This window comes from Novosphingobium mangrovisedimenti (assembly GCF_025153475.1).
Taxonomy (GTDB): Bacteria; Pseudomonadota; Alphaproteobacteria; order Sphingomonadales; family Sphingomonadaceae; genus Novosphingobium; species Novosphingobium mangrovi_A.
Map to the genome: position 1 here is coordinate 34,037 of NZ_JANZXA010000014.1, position 23,215 is coordinate 57,251.

Annotated in this window: 24 protein-coding genes and 2 riboswitches; of the genes, 9 read left to right on the forward strand and 15 right to left on the reverse strand. The window is 66.0% G+C overall.

What is annotated here, in order from left to right:
• Nucleotide 1 precedes the first annotated feature (1 nt).
• From benB to NZK81_RS17845, 5 genes are read right to left on the reverse strand one after another with little or no spacing between them, the layout of a single operon-like run.
• The gene (benB, locus tag NZK81_RS17825; RefSeq protein WP_260047440.1) at nt 2-517 is read right to left on the reverse strand and encodes a benzoate 1,2-dioxygenase small subunit; all 516 of its coding nucleotides are present in this window, start codon (nt 515-517) and stop codon (nt 2-4) included.
• Entirely contained in the window at nt 514-1,869 is a 1,356-nt protein-coding gene (locus NZK81_RS17830; protein WP_260047441.1) for an SRPBCC family protein, read from the reverse strand. Before NZK81_RS17830 ends, benB begins: the two co-directional genes overlap by 4 nt.
• Nucleotides 1,870-1,895: 26 nt before the next feature.
• The gene (locus NZK81_RS17835) at nt 1,896-2,816 is read right to left on the reverse strand and encodes a dioxygenase family protein (RefSeq protein WP_260047442.1); all 921 of its coding nucleotides are present in this window, start codon (nt 2,814-2,816) and stop codon (nt 1,896-1,898) included.
• 35 nt (nt 2,817-2,851) lie between these two features.
• Complete coding sequence (gene catC / locus NZK81_RS17840) at nt 2,852-3,142, reverse strand: muconolactone Delta-isomerase (RefSeq protein WP_260047443.1); 291 nt, start codon at nt 3,140-3,142, stop codon at nt 2,852-2,854.
• 4 nt (nt 3,143-3,146) lie between these two features.
• The gene (locus NZK81_RS17845) at nt 3,147-4,319 is read right to left on the reverse strand and encodes a muconate cycloisomerase family protein (RefSeq protein WP_260047444.1); all 1,173 of its coding nucleotides are present in this window, start codon (nt 4,317-4,319) and stop codon (nt 3,147-3,149) included.
• A gap of 110 nt (nt 4,320-4,429) precedes the next feature.
• Here NZK81_RS17845 and NZK81_RS17850 point away from each other — a divergent pair, with 110 nt between their 5' ends.
• Nucleotides 4,430-5,353: a LysR family transcriptional regulator gene (locus tag NZK81_RS17850; RefSeq protein ID WP_260047445.1), complete on the forward strand. Its 924-nt coding sequence runs from the start codon at nt 4,430-4,432 to the stop codon at nt 5,351-5,353.
• A gap of 49 nt (nt 5,354-5,402) precedes the next feature.
• Here NZK81_RS17850 and cobU read toward each other — a convergent pair whose 3' ends face one another.
• The 9 genes from cobU to NZK81_RS17895 are packed head-to-tail and all read right to left on the reverse strand — an operon-like array spanning nt 5,403 to nt 13,907.
• Complete coding sequence (gene cobU, locus NZK81_RS17855; protein WP_260047446.1) at nt 5,403-5,918, reverse strand: bifunctional adenosylcobinamide kinase/adenosylcobinamide-phosphate guanylyltransferase; 516 nt, start codon at nt 5,916-5,918, stop codon at nt 5,403-5,405.
• Nucleotides 5,915-7,375, reverse strand: a complete 1,461-nt coding sequence (locus NZK81_RS17860; RefSeq protein WP_260047447.1) for a cobyric acid synthase — start codon at nt 7,373-7,375, stop codon at nt 5,915-5,917. The genes cobU and NZK81_RS17860 overlap by 4 nt, the downstream gene beginning before the upstream one ends.
• Nucleotides 7,363-8,301, reverse strand: coding sequence for an adenosylcobinamide-phosphate synthase CbiB (gene cbiB / locus NZK81_RS17865; RefSeq protein WP_260047448.1), 939 nt, complete (start codon nt 8,299-8,301; stop codon nt 7,363-7,365). The genes NZK81_RS17860 and cbiB overlap by 13 nt, the downstream gene beginning before the upstream one ends.
• The gene (locus tag NZK81_RS17870; protein ID WP_260047449.1) at nt 8,294-9,271 is read right to left on the reverse strand and encodes a threonine-phosphate decarboxylase; all 978 of its coding nucleotides are present in this window, start codon (nt 9,269-9,271) and stop codon (nt 8,294-8,296) included. Before NZK81_RS17870 ends, cbiB begins: the two co-directional genes overlap by 8 nt.
• Complete coding sequence (locus NZK81_RS17875; protein ID WP_260047450.1) at nt 9,268-9,981, reverse strand: adenosylcobinamide-GDP ribazoletransferase; 714 nt, start codon at nt 9,979-9,981, stop codon at nt 9,268-9,270. Before NZK81_RS17875 ends, NZK81_RS17870 begins: the two co-directional genes overlap by 4 nt.
• Nucleotides 9,978-10,556 (reverse strand): histidine phosphatase family protein, encoded by a 579-nt coding sequence (locus NZK81_RS17880; RefSeq protein WP_260047451.1) that lies wholly within the window; start codon nt 10,554-10,556, stop codon nt 9,978-9,980. The genes NZK81_RS17875 and NZK81_RS17880 overlap by 4 nt, the downstream gene beginning before the upstream one ends.
• Entirely contained in the window at nt 10,553-11,569 is a 1,017-nt protein-coding gene (gene cobT / locus NZK81_RS17885) for a nicotinate-nucleotide--dimethylbenzimidazole phosphoribosyltransferase (protein WP_260047452.1), read from the reverse strand. The genes NZK81_RS17880 and cobT overlap by 4 nt, the downstream gene beginning before the upstream one ends.
• A complete protein-coding gene (locus NZK81_RS17890) occupies nt 11,566-11,973 on the reverse strand; it encodes a DUF1636 domain-containing protein (protein ID WP_260047453.1) in 408 nt (135 codons plus the stop codon). Before NZK81_RS17890 ends, cobT begins: the two co-directional genes overlap by 4 nt.
• Nucleotides 11,973-13,907, reverse strand: coding sequence for a TonB-dependent receptor plug domain-containing protein (locus NZK81_RS17895; RefSeq protein WP_260047454.1), 1,935 nt, complete (start codon nt 13,905-13,907; stop codon nt 11,973-11,975). The genes NZK81_RS17890 and NZK81_RS17895 overlap by 1 nt, the downstream gene beginning before the upstream one ends.
• Nucleotides 13,908-14,113: 206 nt before the next feature.
• Nucleotides 14,114-14,304, reverse strand: a riboswitch (cobalamin riboswitch).
• Between the two features lie 59 nt (nt 14,305-14,363).
• Nucleotides 14,364-14,565: riboswitch (cobalamin riboswitch) on the forward strand.
• Between the two features lie 214 nt (nt 14,566-14,779).
• Between NZK81_RS17895 and NZK81_RS17900 the strand changes: the two genes are divergently transcribed.
• From NZK81_RS17900 to NZK81_RS17915, 4 genes are read left to right on the forward strand one after another with little or no spacing between them, the layout of a single operon-like run.
• Nucleotides 14,780-15,364 (forward strand): hypothetical protein, encoded by a 585-nt coding sequence (locus NZK81_RS17900; protein ID WP_260047455.1) that lies wholly within the window; start codon nt 14,780-14,782, stop codon nt 15,362-15,364.
• Complete coding sequence (gene cobO, locus NZK81_RS17905; protein ID WP_260047456.1) at nt 15,361-15,978, forward strand: cob(I)yrinic acid a,c-diamide adenosyltransferase; 618 nt, start codon at nt 15,361-15,363, stop codon at nt 15,976-15,978. The genes NZK81_RS17900 and cobO overlap by 4 nt, the downstream gene beginning before the upstream one ends.
• Complete coding sequence (locus NZK81_RS17910; protein WP_260047457.1) at nt 15,975-16,790, forward strand: nucleotide-binding protein; 816 nt, start codon at nt 15,975-15,977, stop codon at nt 16,788-16,790. Before cobO ends, NZK81_RS17910 begins: the two co-directional genes overlap by 4 nt.
• Complete coding sequence (locus NZK81_RS17915) at nt 16,690-17,313, forward strand: hypothetical protein (protein WP_260047458.1); 624 nt, start codon at nt 16,690-16,692, stop codon at nt 17,311-17,313. Before NZK81_RS17910 ends, NZK81_RS17915 begins: the two co-directional genes overlap by 101 nt.
• Here the strand turns inward: NZK81_RS17915 and NZK81_RS17920 are convergent.
• On the reverse strand, nt 17,252-17,587 hold the full coding sequence (locus NZK81_RS17920; protein WP_260047459.1) for a hypothetical protein: 336 nt from the start codon (nt 17,585-17,587) through the stop codon (nt 17,252-17,254). The genes NZK81_RS17915 and NZK81_RS17920 overlap by 62 nt on opposite strands.
• Nucleotides 17,588-17,776: 189 nt before the next feature.
• On the opposite strand from NZK81_RS17920, the gene NZK81_RS17925 reads away from it, so the two are divergent.
• From NZK81_RS17925 to hpaE, 4 genes are all read left to right on the forward strand, one after another.
• Nucleotides 17,777-18,307, forward strand: coding sequence for a MarR family transcriptional regulator (locus NZK81_RS17925; RefSeq protein ID WP_260047460.1), 531 nt, complete (start codon nt 17,777-17,779; stop codon nt 18,305-18,307).
• Nucleotides 18,308-18,459: 152 nt separating this feature from the next.
• Nucleotides 18,460-20,034 (forward strand): S10 family peptidase, encoded by a 1,575-nt coding sequence (locus tag NZK81_RS17930; protein WP_260047461.1) that lies wholly within the window; start codon nt 18,460-18,462, stop codon nt 20,032-20,034.
• A gap of 8 nt (nt 20,035-20,042) precedes the next feature.
• Entirely contained in the window at nt 20,043-21,584 is a 1,542-nt protein-coding gene (locus NZK81_RS17935; protein ID WP_260047462.1) for a S10 family peptidase, read from the forward strand.
• 130 nt (nt 21,585-21,714) lie between these two features.
• Entirely contained in the window at nt 21,715-23,214 is a 1,500-nt protein-coding gene (gene hpaE, locus NZK81_RS17940; RefSeq protein ID WP_260047463.1) for a 5-carboxymethyl-2-hydroxymuconate semialdehyde dehydrogenase, read from the forward strand.
• Nucleotide 23,215: the final 1 nt, after the last annotated feature.

The following is a 23,215-nucleotide window of genomic DNA, read 5'->3' on the forward strand; positions in this document are numbered from 1 at the left end:
TTCAGACGTGATAGACGTCGATGACCTGGTGAATGTAGTCGTCCTTCAGGACGATCTTCTTCTTCAGGATCTTCGGCGTCTCGCCAGAGGTGTCCAGCGTCAGGAACGTGGTTCCGAAGAACTGCGCCGTCTTCTGGTAGCGATGGCTGAGCGTATGCCAGTTGTAGCGCAGGTCGATCGCGCTGTCGCGGGCTTCCAGAACCTCGACATTGGCAATGAAGTGCGCGGTGCGCTGCTCCGGCGCGCTGGCCGAGGAGCGCTCGGTCTTGAGGCGGTAGACACGGTCCTCGAGGCCCCGGCGGTTCGCGTAGTAGATCAGCGAGATCTCGCGCAGCGGGTCGGTCGTGAGCGTGTCGTCATCGGTCCAGGCCGGCATCCAGTACTCGGCGTCTTCCGAATAGCATTCCAACCACTTGTCCCACGCCCGGTCGTCGAGCAGGCGCGCCTCGCGGTAGAGGAAGGCGCAGATGTCGGCGTGGGACAGCGCCGTGCGGTCCTTTTCGAGAGCGAGGGTCATTCCGCCGCCTCCATCACAGGTTCGGCGCCGGCATCCTTCGCCAGGCCATCGAGCATGATCTGCGCCCAGAATTCGTGCTGGCGGACGAAGAGGCCCTCGTCCTCGCTGCGCTCGCTCGAAAGCAACGGGTTCATGCCTATGGCCTTCGCGTTGGCATCGGGGCCATCGATCCAGCGGGTCGCCCCGCGGCTGAGATCGTTCCACAGAGCGCCCGCGCCCTCATAGGCCGACTGGCAGCTGCGGAATTCCTCCAGATCGTCGGGCGTGCCCATGCCGGTGACGTTGAAGAAATCCTCGTACTGGCGGATGCGGTGCGCGCGGTCCTCGGCGCTTTCGCCCTTGGGGGCGTAGCAGTAGATCGTGATCTCGGTGGTGTGCACGTCGATCGGGCGCACCACGCGGATCTGCGTCGAGAACTGGTCCATCAGGAACACGTTGGGATAGAGCGCGAGGTTGCGGGTCTGCTCCAGGATGAACCGGGCCTTGTCCTTGCCGAGGCGTTCCTCGATCTGGTCCTTGCGGTTCCAGACCGGGCGCACCTCGGGATTGAGGACCTGCGTCCAGAGCAGGATATGGCCATTCTCGAAGCCGTAGACACCGCTTGCCGGGGCCTTGGACCAGCCGTTGGCATCGACCGCCTTGGTGCCGCCCTCGGCGCGGCGGCCCATGGTGGACTGGTAGTTCTCGTGAACGGAGCTGACGTGGTAGCCGTCACAGCCGTTCTCCATCTGCATCTTCCAGTTTCCTTCGAAGGTGTAGGTGGAATTGCCGGTCAGCACTTCCAGCCCTTCGGGGGCCTGATCGACCATCTGGTCGATGATGACCTTCGCCTCCCCGAGATGTCGTTCCAGCGGAACGACATCGTGGTTCAGGGAGCCGAAGATGAAGCCGCGATAGCTCTCCACCCGCACGCGGGTGAGGTCGTGCGAGCCGTCGTGGTCGAAGCTTTCGGGATAGGCGCCGGTACTGGCATCCTTGGCCCGCATCAGCGTGCCGTCGGTCCTGAAACTCCAGCCGTGGAAGGGGCAGACGAACAGCGGCTGGTTACCGCGCTTGCGGCGGCAAAGCTGCGCGCCGCGATGCGCGCAGGCATTGACCACGCAATTGATGTCGCCGTCCTTGGCGCGGGTCAGGATCACCGGGGTGCGCCCGATCCAGGTCGTGAAGTAGTCGTTCTTCTTCTCGATCTGGCTCTCGTGGGCGAGGTAGACCCAGTTGTTCTCGAAGATGTATTTCATCTCCAGTTCGAACAGCTGCGGGTCCGTGAACACATCCCGGCGGCAGCGGAACAGCCCGGTCTCGTTGTCGTCGACGACCGCAGTCGCGACACGCTGCATCAGATGCTCATGCATGATCCTGTCTCCCGTCATTCCCGAGGTCAGGCGGCCTCGTTTTCCGGCTGTGCCTTTGCCTCGGCACGGGTGCGCGAGGAGAAGCCCTCGTCGCCTTCGCTGGCGGCGCGCTGGAGCTGGAAGTCGAAGGCGATGTAGGCGCTGTCGCCCTGGCGGCTCGGCACCGGCAGCAGGCCTTCACGGGTGCCGAAGGCGAAGTCGTCAGCCGCGAAGGGATCGTCGCCGAAGTTGATCTGCGTCGTCAGCGTGCGGTAGCCGGGCGCCTCGATGAAGAAGTGCACGTGGGCCGGGCGGTTGCCGTGGCGGCCGAGCGCCTGCATGAGCTGATCGGTCGAACCCTGCGGCGGGACCGAGTATCCGCTCGGCATCTTCGAATGGAAGGCATAGCGCCCGTCCGTGCCCAGCTTGATGCGGCGGCGGTTGTTGAACGGGGTCTGCTCGCCGGTGGGATCGAAGTGCGAGTACCAGCCCTTGGAGTTTGCGTGCCAGACGTGGAGGATGGCGTTCTCCACCGGCTCGCCGTCGGGGCCGGTCACGGTGCCCGTCATGTGCAGGACCTGCGTGCCTTCGTCGAGGTCGGTGCTGAGGTTGGCGTTGCCTTCCACCAGTGGCGCGCCGGCAACGTAGAGCGGTCCCTCGATGGTGCGCGGGGTGCCGCCGGTCAGGCCGGCCTCGGCGTCCTTGGCGTCCATGTAGAGGTCGAGGAAGTGTTCGAGGCCCGTGCCCGGCACGATCAGGCCGATCTCGCCCGAAGCGTCCGCGAGATACTTCATCGCGAGCCAGAATTCGCTTTCGGAAATGTCGTGCTTCACGATCAGTTCCATCACGCTTTCGGTGAGGTCGCGCATGATCGTCTTGAGGCGGGGATTGCCACCGCTTTCGTTTGCGCCGGTGGCGCGATCGAGAAGCTGCTGGATTTCGGGGGTCTTTACGAAGCTGACGTCCATTTCATTCTCTCCCGTTAAAGTGGTGTTGGCGGCGATCAGCGATCGTCGTCGTGGAGCGAGGAGGGGTGGCGGCACAGCGGCGTCACCTTCATGGTCATGAAGGGATAGAGCGGCAGTGCCATGAGCGTGTCGTGCAGGGCCGTGTTGCTCTCGACATCGAAGATGGAGACGTTCGAATAGAGCCCGACCTTGCGCCAGATGTGCCGCCAGGTGCCGGCGGCCTGAAGCTTCTGGAAGTAGGCCTTTTCCGCGGCCTTGATCCGCGCGGCTTCTTCGGCATCGAAGTCCAGCGGAATGTTGACGTCCATTTCGACCATGAAAAGCATTGCTTCAGGCTCCTGCGTTGACGGCGTGGAGGGCCGGCGCATCGACGACCGTCCTGGAACGATCGCGCCGGAAGAAATCGAGTTTGTCCTCGTCCAGGGCAATGCCGAGGCCCGGGCCGGTGGGAACGGCGAGCGAGAAGTCGCCATAGGCCAGCGGCTCGCTCAGGATCTCCTCGGTCTGCAGCAGCGGGCCGAACAGCTCGGTGCCCCAGGCAAGGTCGGCCACGGTCGCGAAGACGTGCGCGGAGGCGGCGGTGCCGACACCGCCCTCCAGCATCGTGCCGCCATAGAGCCCGATACCGGCTGCCGTGCCGATCGCGGCGACTTCCGCGCCGGCGAAAAGGCCGCCCGACTGCGCGATCTTGAGCGCGAAGACACCGGCCGCGCCGGCCGAGGCGATCCGGAGCGCGGTGCGCGGACCACGAAGCGCCTCGTCGGCCATGAGGGGGATCGTCTGCCCGGTCGACAGCCGTGCCATGGCGGCAATGTCGTCGCCCGCGATAGGCTGTTCGACAAGATCGCAGCCGACGTCGTGGAGCATTGCCATGCCGAGCTTGGCTTGCGCTTCCGACCAGTTCTGGTTGACGTCGACGCGCACGCTGGCGCGGTCGCCCAGTGCCTTGCAGATGGCGCCGACGTGGGCGACGTCGTCGCGAACCGCGCGCTTGCCGATCTTGAGCTTGAAGATGTTGTGGCGGCGACGCTCCAGCATTTCCTCGCCCTCGGCGATGTCGCGGGCGGTGTCACCGCTGGCCAGCGTCCAGGCGACCGGCAGGCTGTCCCGTACGCGGCCGCCGCCGATCAGTTCGGAAGCGGGGAGGCCGAGGCGCTTGCCGGCCATGTCGAGCAGTGCGGTTTCCACCGCGCACTTGGCGAAGTGGTTGCCGCGTACGCACCGTGCGACCTTGGCCATCGTCGCGCCAACCTGGGTGAGGTTGCAGGTTTCGAGCACCGGCAGGATGTAGGTGTCGATCGCGGACTTGATGCTCTCGGGGCTTTCCTCGCAGTAGCTGAGGCCGCCGATGGTCGTGCCTTCGCCCAGGCCCTCGACGCCATCGGCATCGGTCAGGCGGACGATTACCATCGACTGGGCGTGCACGGTCGCCATCGCCAGAACGTGCGGGCGAATGGTCGGTACATCGACGATGAAGGTATCGGCGCGGCTTAACGCGACCATTGCAGCGACTCTCCCGAATGCTTAGGTTTCGGGCCAACGGTAGCCCCGCGTGGCGCTGCCATCAAAGATCAATGTGGTCATCATTCAATACCCGGGAGGTATGGTTTGTGATGGATATACGCCTTCTACGCTACTTCGTGGCGGTGGCGGATGAAGGCAATTTCAACCGTGCGGCCGATCGGCTGCACATGGCCCAGCCACCGCTTTCGCGTGCGATCCAGCAGCTGGAAGCACACGTGGGCGCGCCCTTGCTCGATCGTTCGAGCCGGCCGCTGCGGCTGACCGCGGTCGGCCGGTTGCTTTACGCGCAGGCGCTGCAGGTCCTCGCGCGCATGGAAGACGTGGAGGCCATGGTGAAGGCGGCGGCGGTCAGCAAGCGGCGGCGGCTGGTGATCGGCTTCGTCTCGTCCACCATCTACGCGCGCCTGCCGGAACTGATCCGTGAATTCCGCAAGACGGCGGACAACATCGAACTGGTCATGCTGGAAAGCACGACGCTCGACCAGATCGCCGCGCTGAAGGAAGGGCGCATCGACATCGGTTTCGGTCGCATCCGCTTCGAGGACCCCGCCGTGCGCCGCATCGTGCTGCGCGACGAGAAGATGATCGCGGCCTTTCCGATGGACCATCCTCTGGCGACAGGCGAGGGGCCGATCTCGCTACACGACCTCGCGGACGAACCGCAGATCATTTATCCGCGTACGCCGCGCCCCAGCTATGCCGATCAGGTGATCTCGCTGTTCCGCGATCATGCCATCGAACCGCGCGTGGCGCACGAGGCACGCGAACTCCAGATCGCCATCGGGCTCGTCGCGGCGGAGGAGGGCGTGGCGATCGTCCCCGAATCGGTGCGCCGCGCGCGCAGCCATGACGTCGCGTTCCGCGAACTCGTCGAGCCGGCCACCTCGCCCATCATTATGAGCCACCGGCTTGGCGACCAATCGCCCGAACTGGCGCTGATGATTTCCGTCATTGCCCGCAAGTACGAGGACTGGGGTTACGACGTGCCGGCGGCACTTTGCGATCGGCTCTGAAAGTCCGGGGCGAGTAGCCGGCGAGCTGCCCTTGCAGGATCGGCCCTGATTACCCCGGGCGCTTCATGCTGAGGGGAAGTCCGGCGGCAACGAGCACGACTTCATCGGCTACAGCTGCGATACGTTGATTCAACCGGCCGGCCTCGTCGCGAAATCGCCGCGCGAGGGCGTTTTCCGGCACGATGCCCATCCCGACCTCGTTCGCGACAAGCGTAACGGGGACGGGGCAGACCTTCAACGCGCCGCACAGTTTCTCGATCCCCGTTTCAACGTCGTGATTCGCCAGCATGAGGTTCGAAAGCCATAGCGTGAGGCAATCGACCAGCAGGGCGTCGGCATGCCGCGCGGCACCGTCGATGGCGGCGGGCAGGTCGATAGGCGCCTCGACGGTTTTCCAGCGTGGCCCGCGATCCGCGCGGTGGCGCGCGATGCGCGCTTCCATCTCCGTGTCGAAGGCTTGCCCGGTGGCGATGAAGGCAAGCCGTCCGGGCAGCGCCTCTATGCGCGTCTGGGCATGGCGGCTCTTGCCCGATCGCGCGCCGCCGATGACGAACAATACGCTCACGTGCCAGCCCCACGGGCCAGTGCCAGAAGCGCGTCGATGTCGAGATGCTGTTCCAGCCCGGCGGCGAGTTCGTCGAGCGCGGCATCGACAAGGGCGCCGTGATCGCGGGCATGGCTCCGCACGCCGATTTCGGCAAGGAGCGCGCGGCGCAGGCCGCCTGAGGCCAGCAGGCCATGGCAATAGGTTCCGATCACTTTTCGGTCGTTTGACATAGTTCCGTCGGGGCGCCCGCTGTCGAGCAGGGCAAATGGGCGGCTGGCCGGGGCGCCGTGCGTCTCGCCCATGTGCATTTCATAGCCGTCGAAACGGGCCGCCAGCGCTGTGCCGCTGACCTGCCGCAGTGCCTTTTGCGGGCCTAGCACGGTTTCGTGGTCCAGCAGGCCAAGCCCGGCGATGCTGCCCGGCGCTCCCTCGATCCCCATGGGATCGGCGATGGTGCGGCCGAGCATCTGGTAGCCCGCGCATATTCCCAGAATGGCGCCGCCGCGCCGGTGATGGGCAAGGATGTCGATGTCCCAGCCCTGTTCGCGCAGGAAGGCCATGTCGGCAATGGTCGCTTTCGATCCGGGCAGGACGATCAGGGCGGCCCCGGCTGGGATAGGCTTACCCGGCGGGATCATCGCGACGTCCACGCCGTCTTCCGTCTTGAGCGGATCGAGGTCGTCGAAATTGGCGATGCGGGGCAGCATGGGGCAGGCGACCAGCGTCCTGCCTGCGGATGGGGAGAGCCCGCGTTCGAGCACGACGGCATCCTCGCTGGGCAGGCGGGCGACGGCGGGGAGCCATGGCACCACGCCAAAGCCGCGCCAGCCGGTCAATTCGGCGATCATGGCATAGCCATCGGTAAACAGCGCCGGATCGCCGCGGAACTTGTTGACGATGAAGCCCCGGATCATCGCCGCGTCCTCGGGATCGAGCACGGCGCGGGTTCCAGCCAGCGCAGCGATCACGCCGCCCCGGTCGATATCGCCCACCAGCACGACCGGCACATCGGCAGCGCGGGCAAAGCCCATGTTGGCGATGTCGCCCGCGCGCAAGTTGATCTCGGCAGGCGATCCCGCCCCCTCGACGATCACCAGATCGCATCGCTGCGAAAGGCGATGCCAGCTTTCCAGAACCTCGTTCAGCAAGCTGCGCCGCGTCTCGCGGAAATTCGCGGAGCCAAGCGTGCCGCGCACTTTGCCGTGCACGATGAGCTGCGAGGTCCGGTCCGCCTGGGGTTTGAGCAACACGGGGTTCATGTCGGTGTGCAGTTCGGCCCGCGCGCCGAGCGCCTGCAGGGCCTGCGCGCGCCCGATCTCGCCGCCATCGGCCGTCACCGCCGCGTTGTTCGACATGTTCTGCGGCTTGAACGGAAGGACGCTGAGCCCTCGGCTGGACAAGGCGCGGCAAAGTCCAGCGACCAGCACCGACTTGCCGACGTCCGACCCGGTTCCCTGCAACATCAAGCCAGCCATGCCACGCCTCCCGCCCCCAGCCATGCCAGCAGGCAGGCCCGCAGATATACCTTTCCGGCGCGGGCCATAGCGCCTGCATCGGCCTCTGCGCCATCGCCGATCCACGGCTTTTGCGAAAGCACGCCGTCGTAGCGCACGGGCCCGGCGAGCCGGATGCCCAGCGTTCCCGCCATGGCCGCTTCGGGCCAGCCCGCGTTGGGGGAGGCGTGGCGAGCATGATCGCGCCAGAGGATACGCCAGCCCCGTCCCCAACCGGCAAGACAGATCAGGACCGCGCTCAGGCGCGCCGGGATCAGGTTTGCCGCATCGTCGATCCGGGCGGCGGCCCAGCCGTAGTCGCGCAAGGGCTCCTCCGGGTGGCCGATCAGGCTGTCGGCGGTGTTGATGGCCTTGTAGATCCACGCGCCGGGCAGGCCGAGCACCAGTAGCCAGAACAGCGGGGCGATCACGCCGTCGCAGAAGCTTTCGGCGAGGCTCTCGATCCCTGCGCGGGCCACGCCGGGGCTGTCGAGCATGGCCGTGTCGCGTCCGACGATCATCCCGACAGCCTTGCGCGCAACGGGCAGATCGTCGCGCGCCAGCGCTGCCTGCACTGGCTGGAAGTGATCGTAGAGGCTGCGCTGCGCCAGCGCGGGCGAGGCCGCGAAGGCGAGCGGCAGCCAGGCCCATGGCCCGGCCAGCACGCGGATGATGCGTTCGGCGGCGAAGGCCGTGCCGCCACTTGCGAGCACGAGCACCAGTATGGTCGCCACGCCCGAAAGGCGCCGCAAGCGGGCCGGGCGCTCCGGCCGGTTCCAGCGGGTTTCGCACGCCGCGATGATCCGCGCGAAGCCTCCCACGGGATGGCCGATCCGGCGGTAGAGACCGTCCGGCCATCCGACTGCGGCATCCAGCGCCAGTGCGCCGAGGGCGACGGGCTCAACCATGGGCGGACCACAAGGCCAGCGCGGCATCGAGGCGCGCCAGCTGGGCATCATCCGCCGGCAGCCCGAACCGCAGCAGGCGCGGATAGTGTGCGAAGGGGCGCGTCAGGATCTGCGCGTTGGCCAGCGAGGCGAACAGGCCCGCGGCATCGGGGACAGTGGCAAGCCGGAACAGCGGGCAGGCCCCCGTGGGCCGCAATCCATGGCGTTCCAGAACCGCATCGAGCCGGGCCGCCCTTTCCGGCAGGCGGGCCCGGGTGGCGGCGATCCAGCGCGCGTCGGCATAGGCTTCGACCCCGAAGGCCAGCGCGGCGGAGCAGACCGGCCAGTCCCCCAGCAGCCTGCGCAGCTGCGTCAGCAGCGGTTCGGGCGCCAGTACGAAACCAAGCCGAACCCCGGCAAGCCCGAAGAACTTGCCGAACGATCGCGTCACGGCGAGGTTGCGTTCGTTCGTCACCAGACCGGCCATGCTCGCTTCCGGATGGCAATCGGCGAAGGCCTCGTCGGCGACCAGCCATCCGCCGCCGGGCTGCTGTTGTTCCAGCGCGGAGGCAAGATGATCGCGCTGGTGGAGTCGTCCATCCGGGTTATTGGGGTTGGTGACGATCAGCACGGTGGGGCCGCTATGACCCGGCGGCGGGCTGGCGAAGGCCTTGGCGTAAGTCCCGTAAGTCAGTGGCACATGGCGGGCGGGCAGGCCGAGGATGCACCCGAGCGCGCGCAGGCCGGCTTCGCTGCCGGGAACCGCGCAGCACAAGGCCGGATCGGCTCCGAAACAGGCCGCGGCGGTCTCTTCCAGCCGCCTGAGCGTCCGCACGTCGGGCAGGGTGCGCCAGGCCGGACGGATCGCCTCGGCGCCGGGCCATGGGCAGGGGTTGATGCCGGTCGATAGGTCCAGCCAATCGGCGGGATCGCCGCCGAAGTGCGTGCAGGCCTCATCCAGACGGCCGCCATGGGTGAGGAACGCGTTCATGCGAAAAGAACCAGTGCGGCCAGAGTGGTCGTTTCGACCAGTTCGATCCCGGCGCCATGGCCATCGCCCGAGATGCCGCCGATGCACTGGCGCAGCCAGATGCCCCAGACGGTTATGGCAGCGGGGGCCTGCAGCAGTGCAGGCGTGGTCCACCACGCCGAAGCACCCAGCACGAGGAACCAGACGGCGCAGACAGGCCAGTTTGCCCCGGCCCCGAAGCTGGTTCCCATTCCCCGATGAAGGGGCGGCAGGGTCAGCGTCCAGAGCATCGGTCCGATCCTTGCCGCGATCGGCACAGCCACCAGCGCGGCGAGGGGGACCGTATCCATCGCCAGACGCAGCAGGACCAGCTTGGCGATCAGCTGCAGGCCGATCGCGGTGACGCCGAAGCTGCCGATGTGCGGGTCTGCCAGAACCGCCGAAAGCCGTTCCCGGTCTCCGTGGGCCGCTCCGGCGGCATCGGCGATATCGCCAAGGCCATCGAGATGCAGCGCGCCGGTGATCGCCACCCAGACCAGCAGCGCGGCCAGCGCACCGGTCCAGGGATCGTGGCGCAGGCCCGCCCATGCCGCTGCGGCGACGCACAGGCCGACGAGAATGCCTGCCGCGGGAAACCAGCGTATCGCCCGCGCAAAGTCCCGTTCGCTCGCGGCGATGGCGGGCAGCGGCAGACGCGTCATGAACTGCACGGCGAGGACCAGCGCCTTCATTCGCGATACCCTGTTTCAAGCCCGACGATTTGGCCGGACATCGGCTCTCCGGGCCAGATCCGCAGGGAAGCGAGCGCGCGGTAGGGCAGGTCGATGGCCCAGACCGCGCGATGGTCCAGCCCGGTCAGCACCGAAAGCGCGGCGCGCATGGCACCGGCATGGGTGACAACCAGCGTTTCCGTTTCGAGCCCGGCCAGACCCTCGCGCACGCGCCTGCACAAGTCCGACCAGCGTTCCCCCCGCGGCGGCGGATTGGCATCGGGGTCTTCCCAGAAGCGGGAAAGCGCCGTTTCATCGATGTCCTCTGGCGAAAGCCCGTCCCACGCGCCGAAATCCAGTTCGCGCCAGCACGGATCGCGCAGGAACGGCACGTCCAGCCATTCGGCGAGGTGCGCGGCCTGCAGGCCAGTGCGGCGCAAGTCCGAGCTGACGATCGCGCGGACCGGCAGCTGCGCCACCCGGCCCAGCATGACCGGGCATTCGGGCACAAGCGGCGGCTCGTCCAGATGGCCCAGCAGCAGCCCGGTCCGGGCCGGCGGGCCGTGCCGCAGCAGATGGACGATGCGCGCGTTCACGATCCGCTGGCCACGGCGGCTTCGGCGAATGTCGCCATCTCGTTGTGCGTGGCCAGCGCGGCACGGACGATGGGGACGGCGGCGGCCGCACCCGATCCTTCGCCTAGCCGCATCCCGAGCCGGAGCAAGGGCTCCAGCCCGAAATAGCCGAGCAGCCGGACATGCCCGGGCTCGGCCGAGCAATGCGCGGCGAGGCAATGGGCCGTGAAGCCCGGCACCCGGGCCACTATCGGCGCGATGGAAGCGCAGGCGATGAAGCCGTCCAGCAGCACTGGAATGCGCATCATCCGCGCGGCCAGGATCGCGCCTGCCATGGCCGCGATCTCGCGCCCGCCAAGGCGGCGCAGCGTTTCGAAAGCATCGTCGCAATCGGGCAGATGCAGCGCCAGCGCCTGCTCCACGGCGAGGATCTTGCGCGCCACGCCCTCGTCGTCGATGCCTGATCCCTTACCGCACCACAGCGCGGCCTCGCCGCCGAAGGCAGCGGCGCACAATGCGGAGGCGGGTGTCGTATTGCCGATTCCCATTTCGCCCACGAACAGCAGCTGCGTATCCGGGCTGACGGCCGCCGCTCCGGCGTTGAGTGCGGCGAGGCACTCCGCCTCGCTCATGGCGGCTTCCTCGGAAATATCGCCGGTGGGCCGTTCAAGATCGAGCGGCACGACCGAAAGATCCGCGCTGCACGAACGGCACAGGGCATTGATGGCAGCGCCCCCGGCCCGGAAATTGGCGACCATTTGCTCTGTGACTTCCACCGGGAAAGCACTGACGCCGCGTGCGGCGACACCGTGGTTGCCAGCGAAGACGACGGCCTGCACCCGGTCGATTCGGGGACGCGGCGTGTTCTGCCATCCGGCCATGAACACCGCGATGTCCTCCAGCCGCCCGAGCGAGCCGGCGGGCTTGGTCAATTCGGCCTGACGCGTGCGGGCCGCAGTGACGGCGGCTTCACCGGGGCCGGGCAGGGCGGAAAGCGCGGCTGTGAAAGCGGCGCGATCGGCAAAGCGGATCATGTGCAGAGGTATCCTTCGGGAGGTGTGCGGGTGATGAAATGGCCCTTCACGCCCTCGGGCCAGTCGGCATAGCGAACGACGCCTTCCTCGCTGGCGGCGTGATGCGCGGCGTATTCCAGAATGGCGCGGGCGGCGTCGCGGTCCGGCGCGAAATCGCCGAGCACGTAGCCGACCTTGCCCGGCGCGCGGATATGGATGACGCAGTGGCGTTTGCAGGCGAAGAGGCAGGGCATTTCCTGCACTGCCACGCCTGCGAGGTCCGGCGCGTCCGCCTGTACCGCCCGCAGGGCTTCGGCGAGCAGCGCGCCGCCGCGCTGCCCGCCTTCGTTCTCGCGCGCGGCCGCGCTGAGGCGGCAGGTGGAGCAGACTACCACCGCCGCTCCGGCCTCGACCGCGCGCAGCATCAGAAGCGGCTCCTCAGGCCCAGGTAGAATGTCCGCCCAAACGCGGCATAGCCGCCTGCCGTCTCATAGGTCTTGTCCGCCAGGTTCTCGACCCGGCCCTGCAGCATCAGCCCTTCGGTGACCGGCCATTGCGCGCGCACGTCGAACAGCCAGTAGCCGTCCAGTTCGGTGGTGCCACTGGCGCTGTCGAAGGTCCGGCCCGAATAGCGCGCGGCCACGCTGCCGCGCAGGCCCGAGGGCAGTTCCACGCCAGCCTGGGCATTGGCGAGATGGCGCGGCACGCGGGCAAGCTGACGGCCATAGGTGCTGCTGTCCGGCGTGCGGTCTTCCGCCTCGATCCAGCTGTAGTTGGCCTCGGCAAAGAACACGTTCCACCGTGCCGAGCCTGCGAGTTCCAGACCCCGCGTATGGCTCTTGTCGACATTGGCGTAGTGGCCGAAGCGGGTCGTGGTGGTGCCCGGGATGTAGCACGCATCGGGCAGGGTGCCGCTGGTGGGGCAATAGGCGAAGTTGATCAGATTTTCGGTATCGCGTTCGAACCAGGTGGCGGACACGCGAAGGATCTGGCCGAGGCTCTGCTCTGCGCCCACTTCCCAGCCCTTGGCCTTTTCCGGGCCGAGGTCGGCCACGCCATAAGCACTGAACATCTGGTAGAGCGAGGGCGCCTTGTACCCTTCGCTGTAGCTGGCGCGCAGCATGGTGGCGCCATCGTTGGGTGTATAGGCCGCGCCGCCGCTTATCACTGTATTGCCACCGAAGCGCGACTGGTGATCGTAGCGCACGCCGGCATCGACCGTGAAGCCCGTCGCCGGCGTCACGCGGAGCTGCCCATAGACGCTGTTGGTATCGGCCTTGTGCGGGATCTTCGCATAGGCCGCCGTGCTGTTCGAGGGCGAAGCGGTGGTCATCCGCTGTTCCTCGCGCTCGGCCCCGAACATGAGCTGGATTGCATCGGAAAAGCTGTAGGTGCCCTGGTATTCGAAGCGGCGCACCCGGCCATGCGCGTCGAACGTGATGGAACGAATGTCGCGGGTGGGGTCGTAGTTCTCGCGGTCGGTCATCGACTGCATCACCGCAAGACGATTGGTCAGCTTCCCGTCCAGAAGGCTGAAATTGAGTCCGGCGTAACCCGACCATTCCTGCGTCAGGCCATAGGCGGGCGAATCGCCTGCGTAGCCGTCGAAGTCGTTGCGCGCGTCGGAATAGTAGCCGCGCAGATCGAGCGAGACCTGCGCGGCAAGGCGCACGGTCACGGTGCCGCTGGCGGCGCTGCGGCGATAGCCGTCATCCTCGGTGCCATTGGCGCGCGCCGAGATGCCGTCCGTGGTGAAAGTGGAGCCGGACAGGCGCCAGTCGACGGCTTCGCTGGTGCCGCCCGCACCGGCGCGGGCGGAGAAGGTCTCGTGGCTGCCACCTTCCACCGCGAAGCTGCCTTCCAGCGCCTTTTCGGGCTTGCGGGTGGTGACGTTGACCACCCCGCCGATGGCATCGCTGCCCCACAGGATCGACTGCGGTCCGCGCAGGATCTCGATTCGCTCGGCATCGTCGAGCAGCAGGTTGGCAAAGCCGAAACCGCCTGCGGTCGAGGAGGGATCGGACAGCCGCATACCGTCCAGCACCATCACGGTCTGGCCGCCGTCGGCGCCGCGGATGCGCAAGCTGGTAACGGTTCCGTAGCCGCCGTTGCGCGACAGGCTGATGCCGGGCGTGCGCAGCAGGATGTCGGTCAGCGCTATCGGCTGGTTCTCGACGATGGCGGCCTCGTCGAGCACTGTCACACTGGAGGACACCCGGTCCTGCGCGACGGGAGTGCGCAGGGCGGTGACGACGATACTGCTGTCGGGGGCTTCATCGGCCAGCGCGGCGGCCGGCAGGGTGACAGAGAGGAGAGCAGGAATGGCCGGAACGGCGGCCAGGCGAATCAATTTGGACATGGGACAGGTCCCTTCATGCAAACGGCGTTGTGCCCGCCGGTGGCAATCCGCACGAAGGAACAGTCCCGCAGGCCCTCCCGGGAACGGGTGGGCACGACATGACGCCCCTCGCACGGATCTGGCCGGCAAGGCGGTGGCTGTCGTTGCGCGAGGGATGACCCTGCATTTCGCAGGGCCCTCGAACACCCGGTGCACCCTGCCCGGATGAAGAACGACTGCGTCAGGCAGGTCTCCTGGCTTGCGGGTCAGGGCCGGTCCGGCCGCCTTCTCAGGACGTTTCGGTCCCAATGGCGTAGTGGCCGGATGGCTCGCCGCTTACAGTTGCAGGGGCAGCCCGGGTTTCTCACCCGGTTCCCTTTTGATCCCTTGTCGGGGAACCTGTCGCGGCGCGGCAATTATCGTGCAGGCAGGCTGTGTGCAAGTGCAATATGCTTGCGGAGCGGGGCAATCTCGCTTAGTCGTGGGTGTGTATCGGGTGCCCGAGAGGGCTTAATCGGGAAGTCCGGACGGTGGCGAAAGCTGCCTGAGCCGGCACTGCTCCCGCAACTGTGACCGGTGAGCGCATCGCCAGATGCCATTGGGAGTTTTCCTCCCGAGAAGGCGGCGAAAAGCGCGGCGAACCGGAAGTCAGGAAACCGGCCCGATGCCGTCGTTCCTTCGCGCGGGCGGGATGAACCGGGCGGACGAGGGCCTCGCTGATGCGGGGATATTCCCTTGGCGGACGACATTCGTGTGTCGCGTCGAAGGGAGCCTGTGAAGTCATGCCGAACTGCTGAACCTTCCGGGGCTTTTTGCCCCCCGGCTCCCGCGCAGGCCGCCTTGGCCTGCGCGCCCTGACGCATTCCTCCCGACCTTATCCGGAGATACCGACGATGTTTCGTTCCACCGCTTTGCAATCCAATCGCTTCCAGCTCATGGTTTTCGGCATTCTTGCCGCCGTGATGCTGCTTACCCGATCGCATGCGCTGACGCATCTGATCCACGTTCCGAGTACCGCGCTCGCCAGCTATTTCGTGCTCGGCTACTTCGTGCGCCGCTTCGCCGGGTTCATCGGCCTGTTTGCGCTCGGCTACGCGATCGATGTCGTTTCGATCTCGCTGCTCGGCGTGTCTGACTTCTGCTATACGCCCGCTTACGCCATGCTGATCCCGGCCTATGCGACGATGTGGCTGGCGGGCCGCTTTGCCGCGCGCATGCCTGAACGCCTGCAGTCGCTGCCCGCGATCGCCGTGCTGCTGGTGGGCGCGACGTTCGTCTCTCACCTGTTTTCCAGCGGCGGGTTCTACTTCCTCGGCGGTCGCTTCCCTGATCCCACGATCGAAGGCTTCCTGCCGCGCATCGCGCGCTATTTCCCGTTCTCGCTGATGTCGAGCCTGATGTGGTCGGGTGTCGCGGTAGCGCTCTGGGCCCTGCTGCTCACCGCCCGGCCGGACCTGCGCCGCGAGCATTCGCGGTGAGCACCACGGAAGACCTTACCGAAGAGGAACGCCGCCACAAGCAGCGCACCCGCAAGCACAAGGCGGTGGTCGATGCGAAGATCGCCGCTGCCAAAGTGGACAAGGGGCTGGTGCTGGTCCTGACCGGAAACGGCAAGGGCAAGTCCTCCAGCGCGTTCGGCATGGTCGCGCGCACGCTCGGCTATGGCCGGAGGGCGGCGGTGTTCCAGTTCATCAAGGGCAAGGAAGACGTGGGCGAACGCGCTTTCCTTTCCCGCCAGCCCGGCGTGACCTGGGAGAACTGCGGCGAGGGCTTTACCTGGGAAACGCAGGACCTGCGGCGCGATATCGCCACGGCCCGTGCGGGCTGGGAGAAGGCGAAGCAGGCGCTGGCCGATCCGGCGGTGTCGCTGGTGGTGCTCGACGAACTGACCTACCTCATCAACTACCGCTACCTCTCGCTGGACGAAGTGCTGCCGCCGATCCGGAACCGTCCGGACATGCAGCATGTCGTCATCACTGGCCGCGCTGCCCATGCCGATCTGGTCGATCTGGCCGATACGGTGAGCGCGATCCGTGACGAAAAGCACGCTTTTCGCGCGGGCGTGCGGGCACAGGTGGGCATCGACCTGTGACGCAAGCGGCGCGCTGCCCGGCCTTTCTGGTCTCCGCTCCGGCATCGGGGCAGGGCAAGACTCTGGTGACAGCCGCGCTTGCGCGGCTGCACCGCAAGGCCGGGCGGCGCGTGCGCGTGTTCAAGTGCGGGCCGGACTTCCTCGACCCGATGATCCTTGAACAGGCGAGCGGCGCCCCGGTGCACCAGCTCGACCTGTTCATGGTGGGCGAGGACGAATGCCGCCGCCTGCTGCATGAGGCGGCAGGGCAAGCGGATGTCATTCTCGTCGAGGGCGTCATGGGTCTCTACGATGGCGATCCTTCTGCCGCCGATCTCGCTGCACGCTTCGGCCTGCCGGTGCTCGCGGTCATCGACGGATCGGCCATGGCCCAGACGTTCGGGGCGCTTGCCCATGGGCTCGCCAGCTATCGCGAGGACGTGCATCTTGCCGGCGTGCTCGCCAACCGCGTGGGGAGTGAGCGGCATGCGCGGATGCTCGAAGAGAGTCTGCCATCGTTTCTCGCATGGCTGGGCGCCTTGCCGCGCGATGCTGCGGCAGCCTTTCCCGAACGCCATCTGGGGCTGGTACAGGCGGCCGAGATCGCCGATCTCGATACCCGGCTGGACCGCGCGGCGGACAACTTGCCCGCCAGCGCGGCATGGCTTCCTCCGGCGGTTGCGTTCGAGGCACCCGCCGGCGAGGCCGGAACGCCTGCTCGAGGGCGTGCGCGTGGCCATTGCCCGCGATGCGGCCCTGGGTTTCATCTATCCCGCCAACCTGGCCTGTCTCGAGGCCATGGGTGCGGCGCTGTCGTTCTTTTCTCCGCTTGAAGACACCAGCCTGCCGGCGTGCGACGCGCTCTGGCTGCCCGGGGGCTATCCCGAACTCCATCTTGAGGCGCTGTCCGCGAACCGTTCGATGATCGACGCCGTGCGGGGCCACCATGCCGAGGGCAAGCCACTGCTCGCCGAATGCGGGGGCATGCTCTACTGTCTGGACGATCTGGAGGACCGGCAAGGCGCATGTGCCCGAATGGCCGGACTGATTGCCGGCAAGGCGGTCATGCAGCCCCGCCTCGCCGCGCTCGGACTGCAGCAGGTGGAACTGCCGGGCGGGGCGCTTCGAGGGCACACGTTCCACTATTCACGCATGGATACGGAACAGCCTGCCCAAGCCTGGGCGACAACGCGGGATGGACGCAAGGGAGAGCCTGTTTTTCGCAGCGGTTCGCTGACGGCAAGCTACATGCACTTCTACTTTCCGTCGGCGAGGCGGGCCGTTGCCCGTATCTTCAGGCCACAGGCGTATGGTTGTGCAGGGCAGGAGAACCGGATGGCCGGTACGGCGGGGTGAACCTGCCGCGCGTGCCGGTGAAGGCGGTTTGCTCCTCGTCGGTAAAGTGGATCTCCGGAACGGTCAGCGCGCTTCGCTGTTCGAGCAGGTCCATGATCTGATTTCGTTTGCCGTTACGGTTGCCATCCTCACTCTCCTGCCCGTCTGTCACATTGGGGAAGGCGTGCATGGCATCTGGCGAAAGCCTTGGGCGGTCCCTTCCCAGCGCCGCATCTTGCGCCTTGTTTGCCCGGGAATTCAATCTTTCTCGTCTGAGCCTGTCCTGCGTGCACATGGGGGACTGCTGCGATCGAGATCGCTTTCGGAGGTCGAGCCTTGGTCGCGCGTCGATCTGAAATGGAGGGCTGGAGGGGGTGGCCGTTATGCCCAATCCTCCAGCCTTGTTCCCGCTGAGACTGGCATTGAAAGCAGACATCAACTAATTACGCGGCCATTGCAGGCAGTGCTCAAGGAAGCGGATTGAATGCGGGACAAGAAGGAAAATCTGGAAGTGGAGATCCTGCACGGGGCGGATCAGCACAAACCGGGCCCCCCGGGGCCGCAACATATCTGGTTCAAGTTCCAGCGCGCGCGCGACCGGCTGGCGGCGCAGTTCCGCAGAGTATTCGATCCTTTTGATCTGACCGATCCGCAATGGCGCGTCCTGCGCGCGCTGAGTGTCGCGGGTGAACTGGACACGATGACTCTCGCCGATCGTGCCTTTCTGCTCAGCCCCAGCCTTTCGCGCATCCTGCGCGACCTCCTGGCGCGCAAGCTCATTCAGCGGTGCGTGGATGCGACCGATGCCAGGCGCTTTTTCTACACGCTGACGAACGAAGGGCACAAGATGGTCGAGCGCGTCCAGCCGCGCTTCCAGCCGATCTACGACCGGATCTCGCAGGAGATGCCGGAAGCCGATGTCGTTCAGCTTTGCGAATTGCTCGACCGGATGTCTGCCATTCTCCTGCGCGACATCGCCCTGGACGACGCGGCGCTGGAATCGGCCGAGAAGTAGGCGCGCCACGGAACTGCAAACGGTTTGACATAAAAACTTAATACGTTAAATTTTTTCGGAAAGAGCCTGACGCGATTCTCGAATGGCTGCAGGCTCTTGCCTGTGAACGCGCGGCCGGGGCCGCGCCGGCATCCGGAAAATGGGAAGCGTAAATGGTGAAATTCGTGGGTCGTGCAAGGACGGTCGCTCTTGCCCTGTTCTCAACAGCTTCGGTTCTGGCGGTAGCGCTTCCCGTGGCGCATGCGGCGGATAGGAAGCCGAAGGTTAGTGCGGAGGCCGCCGTCGAGAAGGCCGAGGCGACCGAAACCGAAACCGGCAAGGTGCGTCGTATCACGGTGGACGGGAAGAGCATCAGCTACCGCGCCAGCGCGGGTACGCTGATCATCCGCGATGACGCGGGCAAGCCGACCGCGAGCATGTTCTACGTCGCCTATACCAAGGAAGGTGCCGCGGCGAAGGACCGGCCGGTTACCTTCCTGACCAATGGTGGACCCGGTTCTGCCAGCCTCTGGCTCAACATCGGGGGTTTCGGCCCGGTGCGTGCGCCGACCGCGACCCCCAAGGCAACGCCGCCCGCGCCATACCGGGAGCAGGAAAATCCCTTCACGCTGCTGGGAAATTCGGACCTCGTGTTCCTCGATGCGATCGGAACGGGCTATTCGCGCACGATCGGCGATACGCCGGTTAACGCCTACTGGGGCGTGGATCAGGACATCGATGCCTTTGCGCGGGGCATCACGCGCTACATCACGAAGTTCGACCGCTGGAACTCCCCGCGTTTCCTGCTCGGAGAATCCTACGGCACGACGCGCTCGGCGGGGCTGGTCTACAAGCTGCAGAACCAGGGGCTGGATTTCAACGGCGTCGTCCTGCTCTCCACCCTGCTGAACTTCGGCACGGGCTTTCAGGGCAGCGACATCGATGCGATCAACTTCGTGCCCACGCTGGCGGCGACGGCCTGGTATCACAACCGTTCGGCCACTCATCCGGCCGATCTGGACACTTATCTCGAACAGGCGCGGGACTTCGCTTTCGGCCCTTACGCTTCGGCGCTGCTGAAGGGTGACAGGCTTTCGGCAGAAGAAGAAGACAGCGTTGCGCGCCAGCTCGGCGGGTTCACGGGCCTTTCGGTCGAATTCCTCAAGAAGAACAAGCTGCGTGTCGGGATGGAGCAGTACCGCAACGAACTGCTGGCCGATAAGGGCATCATCATCGGGCGCTTCGACACGCGCTTCACGGCGCCGGCATCCTATGCCTCCGGCGATGGCGCCTTCGATCCGGCGACCAACGATGCCGCGACCGCAGGCGTGACGAGCGCGCACCTCTCGCTGTTCCGCCAGCACCTGGTTCGCGACATCGGCTACACCAGCGAGATGCACTACCGCCCGCTCTACAACGCCGTGATCGAGCCGCAGTGGGACAACCAGCACAAGGCGCCGGGCATCGACAGACCGCTTCCTTTCGCCAACACCGGTCTGGATCTTGCCGGAGCCCTGCAGCGCAATCCCAACCTCAAGGTGCTGGTCATGGGCGGGGTCTACGATCTTGCAACGCCTTACGCCGGTGCGGAGTACGACATTTCGCAGCTCTATCTGACGCCGAACCTGCGCCAGAATGTGCGTTTCGCACACTATCGCTCGGGCCACATGACCTATGTCGACGATACGGCCTCGGCGGAGATGAAGGCCGATCTCGACAATTTCTACGGCTGGGCGATGCAGCGGTGATGCGGTCCATGTACCCTTGGCGCGGCGGTATTGCGGCGCTTGCACTGCTCGCCGCCACGTTTGCCCCGGTTTCCGTCCGGGCGGAAGCGGACAAGCAGGAGGCGGGCGAAACCGCGTCCGAAATCCGTCCGTCCGTCGCCGAGCGCCGGGTGGATACCCGCCACAGCGTGACCGCGGACGGCCGCAAGATCGCCTATACCGCCACCGCCGGCACGCTGACTCTGCGCGACGGGGAAGGGCATCCCAAGGCGAGCATGTTCTATGTCGCCTATGTCGCTGACCGCGCGAAGGGGGAGCCGGAACGGCCGGTTACGTTCTTCTACAACGGCGGCCCCGGCTCGTCCTCGATCTGGCTGCACATGGCGTCGTTCGCGCCGGTGCGGGTCCCGGTGGGGATCGACGTCAAGCCGGGCACGGCGCTGCGTCTGGCTCCCAATCCCGAGACGCTGTTGGGCCAGACCGACATGGTTTTCCTCGATGCGGTCAGCACCGGCTATTCCGATGTGTTCGATCCGAAGGACGGCAAGGCCTATTGGGGGCATGATTCGGACTCCGCCTCGTTCACGCAGGCGATCCGGCGCTATCTGGAGATCAATGGCCGCTGGCAGTCGCCCAAGTACCTGTTCGGCGAATCCTACGGCACGACGCGCTCCGCGATCACCTCTCTGATGCTGCACAAGGCCGGCGTGGAGCTGGACGGGATCGTGCTGATGTCGTCCATCCTCAACTTCGCGCAGCAGGCGCCCGGGCTCGATCGCATGGCGATCAACCAGGTACCGACGTATGCGGCATCTGCCTGGTATCACGGCAAGGTGGATCGCAGCCTCAGCCTCCCGGATCACGTCGAGAAAGCGCGCCGCTTTGCCGAAGGCGCTTATACGCAGGCACTGGCCAAGGGGCATGATCTTCCCGATGCCGAGCGTGACGCGGTAGCTGCGCAAATGGCGGTGCTCACTGGCTTGCCGGTGGACTATCTGGTCCAGTCGCAGCTGCGGGTCATGCCAAGCCGGTTCCGCAAGGAACTGCTGCGGGGCGAGGGCAAGGTGCTGGGCGTGCTCGATACCCGCTTTACGGGGTACGAGGGCGACGGGGCGGCTTCCGGCGCGTCGAGCGATCCTGCGGGCGATGCCATCAGCGGACCAATCATTTCGAGCTTCCTCACCTACATCCGCGAGGATCTGAAGTACCGGACGGACCAGCCCTATCATGTCTCCAGCCCGAAGAACCTGCTGGGCATCTGGGACTGGAGCCATATTCCGCCCGATGGTGAGAAGCAGAACTCGCTGGCGGATGTCGCGCTGGATCTTGCCGAGGCGATGCGCCGTAATCCGGCGATGCGCGTGCTCTCGCTGAGCGGCTACTACGATTTGTCGACGCCGTTCTTCGCGACCGAGTACGACCTGTCCCACATGCTGCTGCCGAAGGATCTGCGCGGCAACCTGACCGAGAATTTTTACGATTCCGGCCACATGATCTACCTCGATCCGTGCTCGCTCAAACGCGTCCACGATGATGTTTCCGCGTTCCTGAAGGATCGTCCAGAAAACTGATTTTTCGTATTTTTCCCGGTGCTTGCGCCGGGAAAAACATCTTGAGTCGCCAGCCGCGTCTAAAGATCACTTGATATTATTTAACACGCTAAATATATGAGTCGCATCATTGCACGGGAGAACTCGCAAAGTGGATAAGCGCTCGCTCGCTCTCGCACAGATTTCCGCATATTCCAGCGCTCCGCTGGGACATTTCATCGCCGGTGTCCCGGTCGCGGGGCAGGGGGAAGCGTTCGACGTGTTCGAACCCGCCACCGGTGCCGTTCTCGGCCAGGCCCGCGATGCCACGCAGCAGGAACTGGATGCTGCCGTCGCCGCGGCGAAGGAAGCCTTCCCCGCCTGGGCTGCCACACCGGCCAACGAACGCCGCAAGATCCTGAACCGCGTTGCGGACCTGATCGTGGCGCGCGCCGATGAAATCGCGGCGGTCGAATGCCTCGATGCGGGGCAGGCATGGCGTTTCATGTCGAAGGCGGCCATTCGCGGTGCCGACAACTTCCGCTTCTTCGCCGATCGCGCGCCCTCCGCGGCGGACGGTCAGGCGCTGCCCTCGGCCAATCACCTGAACTACACCACGCGTTCCCCGATCGGGCCGGTGGCGGTGATCACGCCGTGGAACACGCCGTTCATGCTGTCGACGTGGAAGATCGCGCCGGCGCTCGCGGCGGGCTGCACCGTGGTTCACAAGCCGGCCGAATGGTCGCCCTATTCGGCGCGCATGCTGGTCGAGATCGCCCATGAAGCGGGGCTGCCCGCAGGCGTGTTCAATGCCGTCAACGGGCTTGGCGAGACCACCGGCAAGCGTCTGACCGAGCACCCGGACATCAAGGCCATCGCTTTCGTGGGCGAATCCCGCACGGGTTCGGCGATCATGAAGCAGGGCGCCGATACGCTGAAGCGCGTGCATTTCGAGTTGGGCGGCAAGAACCCGGTGATCGTGTTCGACGATGCCGATCTCGATGCCGCGCTCGATGCCGCGATCTTCATGATCTACTCGCTCAACGGCCAGCGCTGCACGTCATCCTCGCGCCTGCTGGTGCAGAGCTCGATCTATGATGCGTTCATCGCCAAGGCTGCCGAGCGCGTAAAGAAGCTGAAGGTGGGCGATCCCTTCGATCCGGCCACCGAAGTGGGTCCGCTGATCCATCGCCGCCACTTCGAGAAAGTGTCGAGCTACATGGGGATCGCCACCGAGGACGGTGCGCGCATCGCCGCGGGCGGCGCGCCGGTTGCTGGCGCCGAGGGCTATTTCTTCCAGCCGACGCTGTTCGCCGATGCGACGCAATCCATGCGCGTCGCGCAGGAAGAGATCTTCGGCCCGGTGCTCACCGCCATTCCCTTCGAGGACGAGGCCGATGCGATCGCCAAGGCCAACGACGTGGAATATGGCCTCGCCGGTTATCTGTGGACCCGCGATGTCGGGCGCGCTCTGCGCGTTTCCGAGGCGCTCGAAGCAGGCATGGTCTGGGTCAACAGCGAGAATGTGCGCCATCTGCCCACGCCCTTCGGCGGCGTGAAAGCCAGTGGCATCGGCCGTGACGGCGGCGACTGGAGCTTCGATTTCTACATGGAAACGAAGAACGTCGCGCTGGCCAAGGGCACGCACAAGGTGCCGCGCCTGGGGGTATGAT

Excerpts from the sequence above, each read along its gene's own strand:
- benB (WP_260047440.1), bottom strand. The coding sequence starts at position 517 with ATGACCCTCGCTCTCGAAAAGGACCGCACGGCGCTGTCCCACGCCGAC.
- NZK81_RS17830 (WP_260047441.1), bottom strand. The coding sequence starts at position 1,869 with ATGCATGAGCATCTGATGCAGCGTGTCGCGACTGCGGTCGTCGACGAC.
- NZK81_RS17835 (WP_260047442.1), bottom strand. The coding sequence starts at position 2,816 with ATGGACGTCAGCTTCGTAAAGACCCCCGAAATCCAGCAGCTTCTCGAT.
- catC (WP_260047443.1), bottom strand. The coding sequence starts at position 3,142 with ATGCTTTTCATGGTCGAAATGGACGTCAACATTCCGCTGGACTTCGAT.
- NZK81_RS17845 (WP_260047444.1), bottom strand. The coding sequence starts at position 4,319 with ATGGTCGCGTTAAGCCGCGCCGATACCTTCATCGTCGATGTACCGACC.
- NZK81_RS17850 (WP_260047445.1), top strand. The coding sequence starts at position 4,430 with ATGGATATACGCCTTCTACGCTACTTCGTGGCGGTGGCGGATGAAGGC.
- NZK81_RS17860 (WP_260047447.1), bottom strand. The coding sequence starts at position 7,375 with ATGGCTGGCTTGATGTTGCAGGGAACCGGGTCGGACGTCGGCAAGTCG.
- cbiB (WP_260047448.1), bottom strand. The coding sequence starts at position 8,301 with ATGGTTGAGCCCGTCGCCCTCGGCGCACTGGCGCTGGATGCCGCAGTC.
- NZK81_RS17870 (WP_260047449.1), bottom strand. The coding sequence starts at position 9,271 with ATGAACGCGTTCCTCACCCATGGCGGCCGTCTGGATGAGGCCTGCACG.
- NZK81_RS17875 (WP_260047450.1), bottom strand. The coding sequence starts at position 9,981 with ATGAAGGCGCTGGTCCTCGCCGTGCAGTTCATGACGCGTCTGCCGCTG.
- cobT (WP_260047452.1), bottom strand. The coding sequence starts at position 11,569 with ATGATCCGCTTTGCCGATCGCGCCGCTTTCACAGCCGCGCTTTCCGCC.
- NZK81_RS17890 (WP_260047453.1), bottom strand. The coding sequence starts at position 11,973 with ATGCTGCGCGCGGTCGAGGCCGGAGCGGCGGTGGTAGTCTGCTCCACC.
- NZK81_RS17895 (WP_260047454.1), bottom strand. The coding sequence starts at position 13,907 with ATGTCCAAATTGATTCGCCTGGCCGCCGTTCCGGCCATTCCTGCTCTC.
- NZK81_RS17900 (WP_260047455.1), top strand. The coding sequence starts at position 14,780 with ATGTTTCGTTCCACCGCTTTGCAATCCAATCGCTTCCAGCTCATGGTT.
- NZK81_RS17920 (WP_260047459.1), bottom strand. The coding sequence starts at position 17,587 with ATGTGCACGCAGGACAGGCTCAGACGAGAAAGATTGAATTCCCGGGCA.
- NZK81_RS17925 (WP_260047460.1), top strand. The coding sequence starts at position 17,777 with ATGCGGGACAAGAAGGAAAATCTGGAAGTGGAGATCCTGCACGGGGCG.
- NZK81_RS17930 (WP_260047461.1), top strand. The coding sequence starts at position 18,460 with ATGGTGAAATTCGTGGGTCGTGCAAGGACGGTCGCTCTTGCCCTGTTC.
- NZK81_RS17935 (WP_260047462.1), top strand. The coding sequence starts at position 20,043 with ATGTACCCTTGGCGCGGCGGTATTGCGGCGCTTGCACTGCTCGCCGCC.